The sequence below is a fragment of the Haladaptatus sp. ZSTT2 genome (assembly GCF_037081775.1).
GTDB lineage: Archaea > Halobacteriota > Halobacteria > Halobacteriales > Halococcaceae > QDMS2.
In genome coordinates, this window is the sequence record NZ_JBAMHQ010000001.1 from 241,476 (window position 1) to 258,546 (window position 17,071).

Genomic DNA, 17,071 nt, shown 5'->3' on the forward strand with positions numbered 1-17,071 from the left:
CGGCTCAGCCCACTTTCTTCGCGCGCGCAAAGTAACATATTATGATAGAAACCGCAGTGTTTGATATTATGATAGAAATCGCAGTGTTTGGTATTACTGCCCAGTAACACTGCCTACTAGCACTGCCAAAGGTTTCCGACTGGCTGCGTCCGATTTACACGTTCATTCAAGCGTTACCGTGAACCCCCACGCATCGGATTTTTGCTCGGCTGTTTCCATCGACTCGGTTGGCACGACGTTGTAGGTGGTGGTGAAGTGGAAGTTGCCGACGGGGAGACAGCCGTCACCCTCGGGCGCTCCGTAGAGGTCAATCTTCTCAGAGATGGATGTACCGGGGTCTACGGTGCGCATTCGGTACTCCTCGGTGACGGCAATCGGCTCGTTGAGTCGCCAGCAACCGGGTTCTGCGTCGTACTCCTCAGCGGCGGGGAGGAGCATCAACTGACGGTCATCGTCCGTTTTGTACTGGAAGAAGATGGCGCGGCCTTCGCCAACCGTGAGTTGTTCGTCGCTCGTGTTCGTGAGCGTGACTTTGAGTTGCGGTGGGGCGTCGTCGGTCGCAACGTCGTGGGTGACTTTCACGGCCAGTTCGAGCGGGAGATTCGGCTGCTCGTCGGTCGAGTGAAGCGAGAGGCCGGGGCCGCCCGTTCCGGTGGGCCGCGTTCCACCAGCGCCGTTGCCAGTCGTGTTGTTCGACCCCGGCAGGCCGCCGTCAGTGGTGGTCGTGTCGGTTGTGTTCGGAGAGGCACCGTTCGAGACACAGCCAGCGAGCAAGCCGGTGGCTGCAAGTCCACTGAAGCGGAGCAGCGAGCGTCGTGTTGGGGACATGCTGTATGAGAGGACAGTTCGGGCATTAACTGTCGTGTAGTCTCAAACACCTGTTTGTCACATGGGTCGCCGTGACCAGTACTGTTTTTGCGGTACGAGCGATTGGATTGAGTATGCTTCACGCACGCGGGCCACTGCTCTCTGTCGATGTGGGAGCGAAAACGACCGAGGAAGTGAACATCGACGACGTACTCGCCCAGTTCATCGGCGGGCGCGGACTTGCAACACGGCTTTCCCACGAGCGCACGCCGTTCGACGCAGATCCATTCGGCCCAGAAAATCGTCTCTTTTTCACGACCGGGCCGATGCAAACCTCGAATATGAGTTTCACGGGGCGAATGAACGCGACGGCTATCTCACCGCTCACGAACGGAATTCTCTCGTCGAATGCCGGCGGCTTCGTCTCGCGCAACTTCGGTGCGACGGGTTACAGCGCCGTCGAATTCGTCGGGGAAAGCGACGAGTTACTCGCCATCCACGTCACTGATAAGGGCGTCACCTTCGAGGAAGTCCCCGAGCTTGAAGAAGCGACCGTCAGCGAGACGGACGAGTACATGGCAGACCACCACGACCTCGGTGAAGACCAGCTCTGTGTCATCGGCCCGGCGGGCGAAAATCGCGTCCGCTTTGCCTCCATCATGACCTCAGAGTCGCGGGCGTTCGGCCGCGGCGGGCTCGGCGCGGTCATGGGCGCAAAAGGCATCAAAGCAATCAGTTTCGACGGCGATTCTACCCCTGATATCGAGATTTCTGCGACGCAGATGGACATCCATCGCGAGGCCGCCACCTCAGATCACATCATGAAGCGACAGGGGACGACGAGCGTCACCGACCTCGCAAACGAGGTGGGCGCGTTCCCAACCAAGTACTTCGCAGAAACGTCTTTCGAGGGAGCAAGTGGCATCAACGGCGACGCAGTCGAGTCGAAAAAGTACAAGAAAGGTACCTGCTCGTCGTGTGCGTTCGCGTGCAAACTCCCGACCAAAGACGAAGAGCGCGGCGTCGAAACCGAAGGTCCCGAGTTCGAGACGGTGATGGCCTTTGGCTCGAACGCGCTCGTAGACGACATCGTGGACGTGATGAAATCGAACGAACTCTGCGACGAGTTCGGCGTCGATACCATCAGCGCCGGTGACGTGGTCTCCGCGTATCTCGCCGCAAACGACGAATTCGGCAACGTCTCGCTCATCCACGAGTTGGTCGAGAAAATCGCCTACCGAGAGGGCGACGGCGACCTCCTCGCGGAGGGAATCGACCGCTTCCACGAGGAGTTAGGCGTCGAGAACTGGACGGTCAAAGGCATGGAGTTCCCCGCCCACGACGGGCGTACGCTGAACGGGCAGGGACTTTCGTTCGCCACCGCAAACCGCGGTGCAGACCACATGTACGCCACCTTCTACGCGCTCGAATACCCGCTCGTGGCCCACGACGATGCCCTGCCTCCTGAAGGCTTCGAGGGCAAGCCTGCCGCACTCATCGAAAAAGAGAACGTGATGGCGCTGAACGACAGCGGCATCGTCTGTAAGTTCTCGCGCGGGTCGATGACGCCAGAACGCTACGAGAAACTCTTCGATGCGAGTTACGACGACCTGCTCGCAGTGGGCAGTCGGGTGGTCGAACTCGAACGGCACTTCAACAACCAACGCGGCTTCTCGCGCGAAGACGACGTGCTCCCCTACGAGTTAGACGGCTTCGATTCGGCACTCTCTGAGTACTACGAACTCCGTGGCTGGGCAGAAAACGGCGTCGTGCCCGACGACGCAGTGACCGAATTCGTCGCGTAGAAGCGTGCGTTTTTGTAGCCGCTCGCCCAGAGCATGACCCATGCCTGAATCATTTGCCGATACGCTTCCGAACAACCCCGTCCCGGCGAGCCTCGCAGACGACTTAGAAGCCTTAGACGGCATCGAGCAGTGCGTGGCCGTGCGCGGGAACTTCGAGGGCGAAGAACTCGCCTACCAGTTGCTCGTAAACATCGTCGACCGAGGCTTGCTCGCGCTTCATTTTGACGACAACGCCGGATGGCAAGTCGTGTACGATTCGGCAGACGAAGACCCCGAAGAAATCGAATCGGACGAAATCCTCTATCGTCACGCACATGACGCGCTCTACGAATTCGCGCCGGACGACCTCGATTCGAACCACTACGAAACGACGCCGACGTTCTGGTCGCCGCCGGAAGACCAGTAACTACACCGGACGCTCAAAGTCGTCGAGCAGTCCTTCGACCGCGCCTTTGAGCGCGCCCGTTGTACTCCCGATGTTGAGGAGTTGATAGCCGTTTTTCGCCTTCTCGTTTACATCGTCCATTCCGAAGCCGAGGCCACCGAGTGGCACGCCAGCGTCGACGGCCGCCGCACGGATGGTTTCGACGGCTTCTGTCACGTCCGCGTGGTCGAGTTCGCCGGGGTGGCCGTAGGCGACCGAGAGGTCGAGCGGCCCGGCGAAGACGAAGCCCAATTCCGGTACCGAAAGAATGTCGTCGATGGACTCGACGGCTTCGCGAGTTTCGATGGTCACGCCAATCACCGTCTCTGTGTCTTCACTCTTCACATAATCTTCTGCGAGCCCCCACCGCGCGGCGCGCGGATTTGCAAGCCCACGCTCGCCTGCGGCATCTTGGTAGCGAAACTGTGTCGCACTGACTGCGTCTTCGACTTCTCCCGGCGAATGTACGCGCGAGAGAAACAGGTTCCGCGTGCCCACGTCGAGCGCTTTCCTGATGAGGCCGGGTTCGGTTGAAGGCAACCGAACGAGCAATTCGGTGTCGACGAGTTCTGCTGCGCGGAGCAGTCCGGTCAAGCGCTCGCCGTCCCACGGACTCGGCCCGCCATGCTCAAAGTCAATCCACACGAAATCGAGACCGAGTTCGCCGTAGTACTCGACCAGTGTTGGGCTGTAGGTGTTATCCAGAATACCGAGGGCGACCCCACCCGATTCCAGCGTTTTTCGCAGTGAGTTCTGTCGAATGCGCTCCATACACCCTACTCGCTGACAGGGGAGATAACTCTGCGTCGTTGGCGGATACCAGCGGCTCACCACCAGTTGAGTGCTTGGGCGTAAGGTCGCCCAAGCGGGCTGCTGGTATCCTACGTCAGCAACCAAGCGACCGTTTGCACTTGCGAGGGAAGTACGTTCTGAAACTCACGTGATTCGAAGTGCAGATGGTACCGCGAACGCACCAATTCTATATAGCAACATACAGTTTATATGTGTGCGGTCGGACATGCCGTTTCGACTATTTTCGCCACACTCGGCCACTTTGGGTGAACAATTGGGCGAATCGAGTGAACTGGGCTGCCAGTCGTGTCTCGATGAGATCACTCGAAGTCATACCACGGAGGTGAGCCCGCCAAAGTGACCGCAATCCAGTCTCCGGCTCTGACAGGCGTTCTGTGCGCATTCCCAAGGTGTCTGCATATTGCCCCAGATTCTCACCTGCGAGAGTGCACTGGACGCGCTGTGAGCCAGATCTTCTTCTCGTGGCTACGGCCTTTGGGAGACTACAGCAGCGGTGTAGCGTGTCGTGGCTGTGATCCCCGGTGCAAGCCAGCGGTCAGGCCTCACAAACTCACACGGGCGCCACAGGCGGCTGCTGCGCGCTTGTTGGCTGGTGCACTGAACGGGCACTGAGTCCACGCTGGGGCGCTATCGAGCGGTGTACCACCACTGTATCTGCCCCCGCGTGTTTCGGCAATGAGCTCGGTGTATCGCTCGCGACAGGGCGCTATTCAACAGAAAGGAGATAGTCAGTGAGCAGCCATTCAAGTTTGAGAGTGAGCGAGGACTGCGATGTACGTTCACACCTATTGCTAACATATAGCAGAGCAACCCGGCCCACAACCATCGTCGAATGAACAAACACAAATCGGTTGGTCAAACACCCACGTTTGACCGGCCGGAATTTTCACGTAATTCGATTCGTCACCCTAAAACCAGAAAATCTAGAAGCACGTTCTCGGCACGTAACTCCGGGGGTACACATAGTGAGAATGCACCTCCGCGAAAACCGCCGAATTTTGCGCACTCACGCCGCTAATTCACGATATTTTCTTGGTTCTACGCCACTGGAATTCGAGGACAATTTAAATGAAAATATTCAGATAAATAGGGTGGATGTTGCGTTTTCTCAAGAGCGTACACGAGGCGAGATTATCGTCGCAATTTCCTCGATTGTTGGTCGGGAAAACTCGCGTGTTCTTCCCTCCGAATAGGCAGACCCATTGGCGAAAAATGACGGGTATCCCAGTCGGGCATCGGGCCGAGTTTCACCCGCTGATTTTCGATCAATTTGCCCCGCACATTTAACCAATCTCTATAAAATTTGACACAGTAGAATTTCTGTGATGATTGCGATGATTTGACTGCTCCGTTCGGTCGTAAACCAGAAATATTCTCAACCAGCAAAATTTGTTGTCTCTAGACCAACGCAATGGTCTATTTTTTAGCAATAAATATAGGGCTATTAGGTCGAAAAAGCAGCACCATATTTATGGATTAGCCTATATCTTGACCGCCATTTGAGTCCTGCAACTCGTGATAAGATACTTTATCCAGTCATGTGGGGATACACTGATGTGGGTGGCGTGAGTGTTCACATTCAATGACTGACGTCGAGGTCGATACCGAGCGAACGGTGGTCAAAACGTATCTTCCGGCCTACCAGAAAGAAATTTGGCAGGAACACGCAGCCGAGCTGGACATGAGCCAAAGCGAGTACGTCCGGGCCATGGTACAGGCCGGAAGAAAGGGGTTCGAAGCCGACCGTTCGGAAGGCCGTTCTGCACCCGCGAACCCCGGGGGTGATGGCCTCGAAACACGCATCCTCGCACTCCTCGAAAACGGGAAATATTTGTCGTGGGATGCGCTCGTCGAAGAACTATCAAATTCGTTTGAAGACCGGCTCGAATCGGCGCTCGATTCGCTCCAGCAAGCCAATCAAATCCAGTACTCTGGACGCCACGGCGGGTACACCGTTTCCGGGGGTACGGATGGGCGTCAGTAACCAGACCGACGCGGCAGAAGACCCGGTTGGCTACTTCCTCCAGGACATGGTGTACCACGGCAAAAGCGAACGGACGAGGAATGCCTACGAACGCGTTCTTCGGGAGTTTGAGGCGTTTTTAGCCGACGAGACGCGCAATCCACGCGGGACGGCAATCACCCCTGCCGAGGCCGGCCAACGCGACTGTATGGCGTGGGTACACACCATGCGCGGACAGCTCGCAGAGAGTACGGTTGCGACCTACGCCTCCTACCTCCACCGGTTTTACGCCTATATGACCCAGGTCGGGGCGTTCGACTCGAACCCCATGACGCTCGTCCGCGAGGAGATGGACGAACGCATCAACAAAGACCCGACGCGTCGCGAAATCGCGCTTCCCGCGATGCGCGAATTCGTCCGAGGGCTCGGCCATCCCCTCGAACAGGCCGTTGTCGTCACGCTCCTCAAGACAGGGATGCGTGTTGGGGAACTCTGTAACGTCGATTGCAGGGACATTCACCTCGAAGACGAGTGGGTGAAATCGACATACGAGGATACGATACGAGTGGCTATCGAGGCGCGACCTGACTCGCTTTTTGTCGCGAGCGAGCCGTCTCGTGGGCTGGTCGTAAACGGCGAAAAACGCACGGCCTCGAACAAGCGCAAACGAGATACGGTGATACCAATCGACGCAGAACTGCGTCGCGTCCTGAAACGCTGGCTCGCAATTCGGCCGGATGCGGCATCTCCGGCCGACCCGCTGTTCGTGAGCACCGGCGACGACTGGGGTAAACGATTGACTCCCGAAATGGTGCGCGGGATGGTCAAAACCCACGCACGGGAGGCGGGTTGGTATCGCTCTGGCGGCGGGGCAGAAGAGAACGTCACGCCGCACTACTTCCGGCACTTTTTCACCACCCATCTTCGGGATGCAACGGGCGAGAGAGGCGTCGTGAAGTACCTCCGCGGCGATGTGGCGGAGGACATCATCGACACCTACACCCACAACTGGGGCGACCGCGTGCGCGAGGTGTACGAGGAAAATATCTATTCGTTGCTGTAGAAGCAACATAACTCAACCGTCGGTTGTGCGACTTGTAAAGTGCATGTTGCTATATCGAAACTGCGTGTTCGAGCCACCCTCAGTTGGAGGAAAATCCACAAATTCGACTCACGACCCAACCCGTTTGGTTCGGGTGGACGTCGTAGAATTATTTGGAGTGTCGTAGTGGGCTAATTTGCGTGATTGGACGGGAGAAAGTATTCACCATCAACTATTCCACATTTTGTCAATGCGCCTCCACACTGCCCTGACGCTGGTTTTGGTCTGCAGTATTGGTCTTGCAGGCTGTGTTGGGACTCCAAGCGGCCAGTCTACAACGACGACCACGACGACAGTGTCGACGACGACGCAGGCCATCTCGACAGGGGAGCCGACCGAAACGACGAGTACTACAACGAGAAAGGCCGATTACACCAGTCCGCCCGAACACAATCTCAGAATCAAGAGCGAGCTCAATAAAACGGCGAACGTCACGCTCACGATTGCCACTGAATCGAACGGAACCGTACTCCAACGCCACTTCAACATTGATTCAAACGCCGGTATTAGACAGAATCTCAATTACACCGGTCCGCGAGGGGCTGAATACACAGTCACAGTTACTCACGGGAACACGACCGTCACCAAGCGCGTAGAAGACCCGTGGCGCCATCAGTTGTACATCAAAGTAACTGCTGATGACTTGTCTATCTCCGTTTTTGCAGTGTGACATGGCACTGATTTTGTAGAGATCTCTCAGCAGCATTCTTTCTGAGCGACCGATTCTGAGCAACCTATTTGCACCGTGTCACTGTTGGTCATACAATGGCCGGGCGATACCCAACGAAACGACCGATTGACGCGGCGGTGGTCGAAAGTGACTCTGCGTTCGAGCCGCCCACCGAACTGCTCTCGATGCCGTGGATAGACATCCATAACCACGCGCACACGCTCTCGTGGGGCGACCGAGAGAAATTCGCCCTGAGTGGGTGTGAAAAAATGGTGATGATGGCGGCGGCGTACTACTGGCTACCGTACAAACCCGTCGCCCCCGACGACGTGCGATTTCTCTGGGACGACGCGCTGAATCGCCTCGCGCAGATTCGCCAGTCGCACTTGTTCGACGCGAAACTCGGCATTGGCATTCACACGGGCACGCGCGTTTCCGATGTCTCAGAACTGCTCGACCTGATGCCCGACTACTGCGCGCTCGGCGAAGTCGCTGCGGTGGGTGAAATCGGGATAACTGCCTCTCAGCACGTCGAAGGCTGGAGCCTCGGCGAGCAAAAAGAAATGATGCGCCGCCAGTTCGAGATTGCCCGCGACGCAGACCTTCCCGCAATCGTTCACACGCCCGCAGACCTCGATGGCGTAGACATCCCAGACCGCGTGCGCGGCGGCTTGCCGGGGTACGAATTAGACCTCTCGATGCAACGAGAACCCGTGCTTACTGGAGAGAACGTGAAACAGCAAGCCACCGAAATCGACATTGCCCTCAAAGACGAGGCAGGTCTGCCGGATGAGCAGATGGTGATCTCTCATGGCGACCAGCAGATTGCGCCGACCGTGCTCGAAACGACGGATTGCTACCTGAGTTTCACCGTGAGCTACCCGTGGCTCCTCGGGGTTACGGCAGCAGACGTTGCGGCGGTCATCGACGAGTACGGCCCCGAACGCGTCCTCATCGAGACGGATAGCGCCGGAATCCTGCGGGGGGACGTGTTCTCGTTCAAACGGACGCTGTTCGAACTCTACCGCCACGGGCTCTCAGAAGAAACTATCAGGCAAGTTGCCTACGAGAATCCAAACTCGCTCATTTCGTGAATTTCCGCGAGTAGGTGGCTGTACGTGCGCATTTCCGCGACAGCCTTTTTACGTTCAACTTCCAATTAGTTACAAGTGTTTTTGCGGTCGTCCTACTGTTTTCTCCCGACGAGCGCGCACACGACCTACCCATGAGTGACGTAGCAATTCGTTCGTATTCGAGCGACGAGACACCTGTCTCGACAAAAGTGAAGAAACGCACCGTCGAACTACTTGCCTGCCCCGAATGCGGTGGCCGACTCGTAGCCGACGCAGAACACGGCGAGACGGTCTGCACGGAATGCGGACTGGTCGTTGCAGAGAGAAAAATCGACCCCGGCCCGGAGTGGCGCAACCTCAGCGACGGTGAGCAAACCGACGCAAGCCGCGTCGGCGCACCCGCAACGAACCTGCTCCACGACAAGGGGCTCTCGACCAAGATTAGCTGGCAGAACGTTGATGGCTACGGCCAGACGCTCTCCTCGCGTCAGCGAAAGCGAATGAACCGCCTTCGCACGTGGGACGAACGCTTCCGAACGCGCAATCACGGCGAGCGTAACCTGATGCAGGCACTCGGGGAAATCGACCGGATGGCCTCCGCGCTCGGCCTCGGAAAAGAGGTACGCGAGACAGCCGCCGCTATCTACCGGCGGGCGCTCGAAGCCAAACTGCTCCCCGGGCGTTCAATCGAGGGGATGGCGACCGCCGCACTCTACGCCGCAGCACGCATCGAGGGAAGCCCACGGAGCATCCCCGAAGTGGCGGTCGTGAGCCGCATCGACGAGATGGAGTTCAAGCGCACCTATCGGTATCTCATCCGCGAACTGAATCTGGGCGTGACGCTCGCAACCCCCGACGACTACGTCGGCCGGTTCGCCTCGGCACTCTCGCTTTCTGAGGAAACCGTCGCACAGGCACGTGAACTCCTGCGAATCGGTGAGACGAAAAACCTCCACGTCGGCAAGAGCCCAACCGGACTTGCGGCTGCTGCGGTGTACGCCGCCGCCCTCCTGACGAACGAAAAGCTCACCCAAGACGAGGTGAGCGCGGTCGCAGACGTGAGTACGGTGACCATCCGGGTGCGCTATCAGGAACTTCTCGAAGCGGCGGGGAAGACCGCCTAAGCGAGTGAATCCTGCCACCTCTTTTTACCACATTCTGTCGTAGATACAGGAATGGAACTCTCGGCTATGGCGGTGGATATCGGGACGCGTTCTCCCACCGTCCTCCTCAATCGAGCGGATGCTGCGGAGATGGGCGTCCGAGCGCTCGATAGGGTACAGCTTCGCCACGCAGACCGCACCTCGATTGGCATCGTCGAAGTGACCGACGGCCTCGTCGCCCGTGGGACACTCGGTGTCACGCGCCGACTCGGCTATATTTCAGGAACTGTTGACGTGACGCTCGCGCCACGGCCCGATTCGGTCTCGTTCATCCGCAAGAAGCTAGACGATATCGAACTCGAACATCACGAACTCAGGACGATCATCGAAGATATCGACGCAGACCGGCTGAACGACGTGGAGCTCGCGGCGTACGTGACGGCAACGTACACGAACGGGCTCTCACTCGCAGAAACCCTCTCGCTCACTGAACACATGACAGCCGTGGGTGAATCGCTCGTGTGGGACGACCCGATTATCGCGGATAAACACTCGATTGGCGGCGTTGCGGGCAATCGAATCACACCCATCGTCGTCTCGATTGTGGCGGCCGCAGGCGTGAAAATACCCAAAACCTCCTCGCGGGCGATCACCTCGCCTGCGGGCACGGCGGACACGATGGAGGTGTTCTGCCCGGTCGAATTTTCGCTCACAGAGATTCAAGACATCGTCGAGCAGACGAATGGCTGTCTCGTCTGGGGCGGGGCGGTGAACCTCTCGCCCGTGGACGACAAAATCATCCGCGTCGAGACGCCCCTCGCCATCGACCCGCCGGGCCAGATTATCGCCTCCGTCCTCTCGAAAAAGAAGAGTGCTGGCTCAACGCACGTCATCATCGACATTCCCTACGGTGAGGGGGCGAAGGTGCGCGACCTCCCCGACGCCCGCGAACTCGCAGAGGACTTCAAGCGCGTGGGCGAGCACGTGGGACTGACCATTGAGTGTACCATCACCGCCGGGTCTGCGCCCATCGGGCGGGGAATCGGGCCCGTCCTCGAAGCCCGAGATGTGCTCTCGGTTTTGGAGGGAAACGGCCCCGAAGAACTCAAACTCAAGAGCCTCAGACTCGCAGAAATCCTCCTTGGGTGCTGTGCGTGCGACGAGAGCGCGAGCGAATTGCTGGACTCCGGTGCCGCCCTCGAAAAGTTCCGTGAGATTATTGCTGCACAGGGTGGCGATCCTGCGGTCGAAATTGAGGCTCTCATCCCCGGCAAAGAAACGGTCGAGGTGCGGGCAGACCGGTCCGGTGTCGTGACCCACATCGACAACGCACTGGTGAGCGACCTCGCCCGGCGAGCAGGTGCGCCAAAAGACGTCGGCGCGGGCATTCTCCTTGCGTGTGCCGTCGGCGAGGATATTACGAAAGGCCAGCCGTTGTTCACCATCTACGCAGAACGCGCCGAGAAACTGGCAGACGCAGAGCGACTGCTCGCTCGCAGTGAGCCAGTCCGCGTCCGGAGTCGAGAAGAGGCGTTGGTCGAACGAATTTAATCGGCCAACTTGGGCGTTTTGTCGGCGGTTTGGCACCCTTTTTGGCAAACCTAAACTTCAAGTCGAGGAAGCGATTCCGGCTAGCCAATGAGTTCCCACGAAGCCGAGGCGTTCACCTTCGACGACCTCGCCGTTGTCATGGGGTCGTACAACGAAGAAGACGCGATTGCGGCAGTCTGTCGAGACATCAACGATGTCACTGACGGGAAGGCGGAAATCGTCTGCGTCGATGGCTCGTCTGACCGCACGCCCGAAATCGCCCGCGAACACGGTGCAACCGTTGTCGAACAGGAGCCACAGGGCTACGGCATCGCGGTGAAAGAAGCGGTCGAAACGCCCGAGCGCCCCGTCGTCGTCACGACCGACTGCGACGACACCTACCCGATGGCCAGACTTCCCGACTTCCTCGAGAAAATCAACGAGGGCTACGACGTTGTCAGCGGCGACCGGCTCTACTACGGCGCAGACGCGATGCCCGCGTTCAACCGCTTTGGCAACGAGGCGTTCGCGCTGCTTGCGAGCACGCTCATGGGCAAGCGCGTCCACGACACGACGACGGGGATGCGCGCCTACCGCCGCGACGTGATTCAGCAAATCGAGTGGACCGAAAACACCGGCCTCTCCGCAGAACTCCTGATGCGCCCGCTGATGCGTGACTATCGCATCTACGAGCTACCAATCGAGTACCACGAACGCGCAGGCGAGACGAAGTTAGACCCACTTTCAGGGGGCGCAGCGATTGCAAAATCAATCGTGAAAGTCGCGGCCGAAGAACACCTGCGGTAATCACGCGCTCGTCACGTTCGTCTCGAAGGAGACGCCCGAAACGTAGTCATCCGCACCCGGGAGGTACGTGCCCTCATAGCCACAGTTTGCCTGTAGGCGACAGACGCGCTTTTCTGGCGGCCAGATGAGTTTGATCGAGTTCTTTTTCGGGTCTGCATCGACCGACACCGCCTGCCGGTAGGTCACGGTCGAACCACCGGGTTGGACGAACGTCACCGAGAGCACGACTTCGTCGGTGTCGGTGAGTGCGACTGTGTTGTTTTCGCCCACACCGAGGCGCTTGAGGTGGTCGTTTTGGATGCTTGCGTTTGCCGGCGTTATCGTCCAGTTGAGCGCGAGCGTCCCATTCAGGTCGCCTTCGTAGGCGTATTGGATGACCTCCTCGTCGGATTCGAGGCGCACGGTTGCCGTCTCCCCGGCGGTCACGACGCCAACTTCGGTTTCGAGATTATGGACAGAGCCGTTTCGCACGGCGAGAGGCTGAATCGCCGGAGTCACCGGTTCCGGGTCGGCCGTCCAGTCCCCGCGGAACGTGTAGCGAAAGAGGTTGCGGTCTGTGTACCGCCTGATGACCGCGAAATCGTCGCCCGAATCGCCGTCGATGGCGTACACCGCATCTCCGTCGAGGTGTGGCTGATTTCGCAGAGATTGGAACGGGTGGTTGAGCCAGTCGCCGTACGGTGTGGCGACGAACACGACCGCGTTGTCGAACTGCTGGTTTTCGAATGGTGCGTAGGCCGATTCGTAACGTTCGGTGTAGCCGCGATTCTCGGAGACGGGATCTGCGAGGACGGCCATTTCGGCTGAGGCGACGACGGGGACACAGATTACGAGCGCGGCGAGGAGGACGACGCGTGCGGTTTTAGCGTCGAACTGCGCGACGACCGTTTCGCGGGCGATGTCTGCGATGAACAGCGCGCCCGCCGCCCCGAAGATAGCAATCGGGAGGAGCACGCCAAAGTGGTAGAACGGCCCGAACTGGGCGATGAGGCCGTCCGTGGGTGTGTCCATGCGCGCGAGGATGTTCAGGTTGCCCCAGAAAAAGACGTTGCCCGCCGGAATGCTCACGAACAGCGCGGCGAGCATCCAGCGAAGCGTGCCATCAGAGAGGCTCCACGGATTCACCGAGATGTCGTCGCGGCCGACGCTCGACCCGACGCCGAGGGCGACGAGCGCCGCGCCGACGATGCCCGCAGGGAGCCAGCGCGTGGTGAACTCCCAAAGGACGTGGGCGTTGGCTTCGATGGCGAGCGAGGGGCTATAGATGCGTTCGTAGCCGAGCAGTTCCCGGCGGCCAAAGCCGATGCCGTCGAGCGGCGCGAACGCCTCGAACGGGAAGATGAAGGGTGACCCGGTGACGTGTGCGTTGTAGGCGAGTGCGAGCGCCACGCCCGCGCCGCCGAGTACGCCGATGACAGCGTTTCTGAACGTGACGGTGAGCAGGGGTTCACCCGCAGGCAGCGAGACGCCGATGGTCGAGATTGCGTGGAAAACGAAGGGTGCGGCGAACAATACGGCCGTAAAGGGTCGCGAGAAGAAGGCGAGACCGATGGCGACGCCTGCGAGAGCCGCGTAGGCGTAGCTTCGCCGTCGAATTGCGCGAACGTAGCCGAGGGCGAACAGGAGGTTCAAGAAGAACGTCGGCGCGTACGGCAAGAACACCGACGAGGAGATGAGAAACAGCGGACTTGCGAGGAGGACGACGATGGCCACGAGGCTCGTTCGGGTATCAAATGCCTCCTTTGCGAGCAGGCCAACGAGCGTCGCAGAGCCAACGGCAATCAGTGCGAGACTGATGCGAGGTTCGCCAAGCGCCATGCCGACGGCGAACATTGCGGCGGGGACGGGGGCGTATTTTGGGTACAGCCGAAAGCCGTCTTGGACGAAAAACCACGGGTGGAAGGCGTCAGGCAGTGGGGTTGCAAACCAGAACTCCCCGGAGAGCAAGAGCTGTGCCTGCTGAAGATACACGCCTTCGTCGTGGTTCGACGAGTGGTACGGAAACAGGTCTGTGGCGATGGCGTAGATGACGACGCCGACGAGCGCACTGAGGAGGGCGAGTGCGAGGGACGTGAGGATGGCCCGTTTGAGTTCGGACGCATCTGCGTACTTCCCGGGGGGCGTATCGGAGGGGGAATCGTCGGTGGTTGTCGTATCGTGGGGGGACTGGGTTCGGGGCTCCCGGTTAGTCATCCGCCGGACTATCGACCCTCCAGCGGCTGTCAGGTGGGAACCACGCGAGGTCGTGGTCAGCCGCGAGCGAGACGGTTACCGGCATCCCGAGAGAGACGCGGGCATCGTGGTTATGCATACACTCAAGTACGTCTCCCGATTCGAGTTCCACCCGATATAGCACTGTTGGCCCGAGGTAGCGACGGTAGACGACGTGGCCGCCCGCCTGCGCTTCGCTCGCTGGCCGGGCGACGAGGTCGTCCGGGCGCACGAGCACGTCGATTTCCGTCTCGTCATACTCGGTGACGAGGCCGTGGATTTGTTCGCGGGGAATCGTCCCGATACCCGTCTCGACGCTGTCGCCGGAGACGGTTCCAGAGAGGAAACTCGCGTGTCCGAGGAAACCTGCGACGAAACGCGACTCTGGATGCTGGAACACCTGCTCTGGACTGCCAATCTGTTCGAGTTTGCCGTCGTTCATGACGGCGACGCGGTCTGAGATGGAGAACGCCTCTTCCTGGTCGTGGGTGACCGAAATCGCGGTGACGCCCGCTTCCTTGATGATGCGACGCACTTCTTCGCGCATCTCGACGCGGAGGTCAACGTCGAGGTTCGAGAACGGCTCGTCTAAGAGGAGGATTTCCGGCTCGGGGGCGAGCGACCGGGCGAGGGCGACACGCTGTTGTTGGCCGCCCGAAAGCTGGTCTGGCGTGCTCTCTTGGTGGTCGGTGAGGCCAACGAGGCGGAGGAGTTCTTCGACGCGCTGCTCGCGCTCAGCGTTCGGCATGTCCTTGAGGCCGAAGGCGATGTTCTCTGCGGCGGTGAGGTGGGGAAAGAGGGCGAACTCTTGGAACACGACGCCGATGCCGCGCTCTTCGGGTTCGAGGAACGCGCCGTTTCCGGCGACGACGGTGTCGTTTAAGCGAATCGTCCCGTCGTTCGGGCGGGCAAGCCCGGCAATCAGGCGGAGCGTCGTCGTCTTCCCACACCCAGACGGGCCAAGCAGGGTGAGGATTTCGCCTTCACGGACGGCAAACGACAGATGGTCTAAGACGCGCTCGCTGCCGAAGGACTTGCCCACGTCTGTGAGCGTGAGCACGGCCCGGTCTGACGGTTCATCGAGCGGTTCATCGACTGAGATATTTCTTGGTGCAAAGTCGCTATTTGACATCGTATCCCTCCATTGCGAGCATCACGAGCATCGACAGCGCCGAGACGACCACGAGCACGAGCGCGGGGATGGCCGCGTGCCCGAAGTGGCCTGAAGCCTGTGCCGACCAGATGTGCGTGACGAGCGTCTTGAATCCTGTTGGCCGCAAGAGCAGCGTCGCGGGCAGTTCCTTCATCGTCGTCAAGAAGACGAGCAACGCGCCGCCGAGCAAACCGGGGGCGACCAGTGGCAGCGTCACCTCACGGAACGCGGCCACCGGCGAGCGCCCGAGTGTGCGTGCGGCGTCAGAAAGCGTCGGGCTGACCTGCAAGAAGCCAGCGCGCGTCGAACCGACGGCCTGTGGCAAGAAGCGCACGACGTAGGCGAAGATGAGCAGCGGGAACAAGATGAGTTCTTGCTGGTAGAGTCGCCCGCCGTAGCGCGCGCCGAAGTAGACGAGCGCGAGGCCCATCACGACCCCCGGGACGGCGTAGCCGACGTAGGAGGCGCGTTCGATGAGCCACGACGCCCGCGAGCGGTGGCGCACGGCGAGGTAGGCAATCGGCAGCCCGGCAAGGCCTGCGACGAGTGCAGCCACCGCCGAAACGCCCACGGAGTTAAACGCATACTCCCACTGGAAGGCGAGCGACGCGGCCGCCGATTCTGAGCCACCGCGAATCAGCCACGCCGTGAGAATCCCGACGGGGACGATGAGCGCGAGGCCTGCAACGCCAAGACAGAGCGCGAGTGCGGGCCACTTCCACGCGCCGAGTCGAACCTCTGCGCCGCGAGTCGAGGTGCCCTGCGTCGAAATGGTGTCGCTCCCGCGCACGCGCGATTCAATTGCGAGGATGACGAACGTCACGATGACGAGTTGGAGCGAGAGGAGCGCGGCGAGGTCTTGCCCGAACGTCGAAAGCGAGTTCTGCTCTGCGTAGATGACCTTCGTGAACACGTCAAAGCGCATGATTGCGGGCGTGCCGAAATCAGAGAGCGTGTAGAGGGCGACGAGCAGCGCCCCGGCGGTGACCGCCGGGCGAATCTGTGGAATCGTCACCCGGCGAAACGCCTCCCACCGCGAGTGTTTGAGGGTGCGCGCGGCGTCCACGAGACGGGCGTCCATCGTCTTCAGTGACGCCCGCGTGGAGATAAACACGTAGGGGTAGGTGTACAGCGTCATCACGAGCGCCGCGCCGGTGAATCCATAGATTTCAGGGAGCTGCTCGATGCCGAGTGGCGCGAGCAACGACTGGAGTTCACCCCGCGGCCCGAACGCGGAGACGAAGGCGAACGCACCGATGTAACTCGGGACGACGAGCGGCATCGAGAGCGCGACGGTCCAGAAGCGTTTGAACGGGAGGTCAGTACGAACGGTGAGATAGGCGAGCGGGACGGCAAAGGCGATAGTGGCCGCCGTGACGACCGCGACCAGCAGCGTACTGTTCACGAACACCCGAACGGTGGTCTCGCGGGTGAGGAGATTAAAGGCGGTCGTTCCGCCGACTTCGAGGGCGTTTGCGAGAATCCAGACGAGCGGGAACACGACGGCGGCCGCAATGGCTCCAGAGAGCAGCGTGAGGCCGAGCGGCAGTGACGACTCACCACCCTGCGAACTGGGGAACAACGAATCTGTCTCTGGAGCCATAGGCGGG

14 protein-coding genes are annotated in these 17,071 nt (G+C 59.8%); 9 read left to right on the forward strand and 5 right to left on the reverse strand.

All coding sequences use genetic code 11. The features are described 5' to 3' along the window. Positions 1–162 precede the first annotated feature (162 nt). Entirely contained in the window at positions 163–828 is a 666-nt protein-coding gene (locus V5N13_RS01235) for a hypothetical protein (RefSeq protein WP_336359284.1), read from the reverse strand. Between the two features lie 113 nt (positions 829–941). Between V5N13_RS01235 and V5N13_RS01240 the strand changes: the two genes are divergently transcribed. Further along, positions 942–2,612: an aldehyde ferredoxin oxidoreductase family protein gene (locus V5N13_RS01240; RefSeq protein ID WP_336359285.1), complete on the forward strand. Its 1,671-nt coding sequence runs from the start codon at positions 942–944 to the stop codon at positions 2,610–2,612. 40 nt (positions 2,613–2,652) lie between these two features. Then, positions 2,653–3,018, forward strand: a complete 366-nt coding sequence (locus tag V5N13_RS01245; protein ID WP_336359286.1) for a hypothetical protein — start codon at positions 2,653–2,655, stop codon at positions 3,016–3,018. Here the strand turns inward: V5N13_RS01245 and V5N13_RS01250 are convergent, their stop codons facing one another. Then, positions 3,019–3,807 carry an HpcH/HpaI aldolase family protein gene (locus V5N13_RS01250; RefSeq protein ID WP_336359287.1) on the reverse strand — a complete coding sequence of 263 codons (789 nt, stop codon included), beginning with the start codon at positions 3,805–3,807 and terminating at the stop codon, positions 3,019–3,021. Positions 3,808–5,431: 1,624 nt separating this feature from the next. Between V5N13_RS01250 and V5N13_RS01255 the strand changes: the two genes are divergently transcribed. The 7 genes from V5N13_RS01255 (at position 5,432) to V5N13_RS01285 (ending at position 12,097) form a co-directional block, all read left to right on the forward strand. Further along, on the forward strand, positions 5,432–5,833 hold the full coding sequence (locus V5N13_RS01255; protein WP_336359288.1) for a DUF5805 domain-containing protein: 402 nt from the start codon (positions 5,432–5,434) through the stop codon (positions 5,831–5,833). Then, positions 5,820–6,875: a tyrosine-type recombinase/integrase gene (locus V5N13_RS01260; protein WP_336359289.1), complete on the forward strand. Its 1,056-nt coding sequence runs from the start codon at positions 5,820–5,822 to the stop codon at positions 6,873–6,875. Before V5N13_RS01255 ends, V5N13_RS01260 begins: the two co-directional genes overlap by 14 nt. 229 nt (positions 6,876–7,104) lie before the next feature. Next, positions 7,105–7,584 (forward strand): hypothetical protein, encoded by a 480-nt coding sequence (locus V5N13_RS01265; RefSeq protein ID WP_336359290.1) that lies wholly within the window; start codon positions 7,105–7,107, stop codon positions 7,582–7,584. Between the two features lie 95 nt (positions 7,585–7,679). Next, complete coding sequence (locus V5N13_RS01270) at positions 7,680–8,678, forward strand: TatD family hydrolase (RefSeq protein WP_336359291.1); 999 nt, start codon at positions 7,680–7,682, stop codon at positions 8,676–8,678. A gap of 131 nt (positions 8,679–8,809) precedes the next feature. Beyond that, complete coding sequence (locus V5N13_RS01275) at positions 8,810–9,781, forward strand: transcription initiation factor IIB (protein WP_336359292.1); 972 nt, start codon at positions 8,810–8,812, stop codon at positions 9,779–9,781. A gap of 51 nt (positions 9,782–9,832) precedes the next feature. Further along, positions 9,833–11,311 carry an AMP phosphorylase gene (locus tag V5N13_RS01280; RefSeq protein ID WP_336359293.1) on the forward strand — a complete coding sequence of 493 codons (1,479 nt, stop codon included), beginning with the start codon at positions 9,833–9,835 and terminating at the stop codon, positions 11,309–11,311. A gap of 87 nt (positions 11,312–11,398) precedes the next feature. Next, on the forward strand, positions 11,399–12,097 hold the full coding sequence (locus V5N13_RS01285) for a dolichyl-phosphate hexose transferase (RefSeq protein WP_336359294.1): 699 nt from the start codon (positions 11,399–11,401) through the stop codon (positions 12,095–12,097). Here V5N13_RS01285 and V5N13_RS01290 read toward each other — a convergent pair whose 3' ends face one another. From V5N13_RS01290 to V5N13_RS01300, 3 genes are read right to left on the reverse strand one after another with little or no spacing between them, the layout of a single operon-like run. After that, positions 12,098–14,290 (reverse strand): ArnT family glycosyltransferase, encoded by a 2,193-nt coding sequence (locus tag V5N13_RS01290; RefSeq protein ID WP_336359295.1) that lies wholly within the window; start codon positions 14,288–14,290, stop codon positions 12,098–12,100. Next, positions 14,283–15,440: an ABC transporter ATP-binding protein gene (locus V5N13_RS01295; protein WP_336359296.1), complete on the reverse strand. Its 1,158-nt coding sequence runs from the start codon at positions 15,438–15,440 to the stop codon at positions 14,283–14,285. The genes V5N13_RS01290 and V5N13_RS01295 overlap by 8 nt, the downstream gene beginning before the upstream one ends. Then, positions 15,430–17,064: an ABC transporter permease gene (locus V5N13_RS01300; RefSeq protein ID WP_336359297.1), complete on the reverse strand. Its 1,635-nt coding sequence runs from the start codon at positions 17,062–17,064 to the stop codon at positions 15,430–15,432. Before V5N13_RS01300 ends, V5N13_RS01295 begins: the two co-directional genes overlap by 11 nt. Positions 17,065–17,071: the final 7 nt, after the last annotated feature.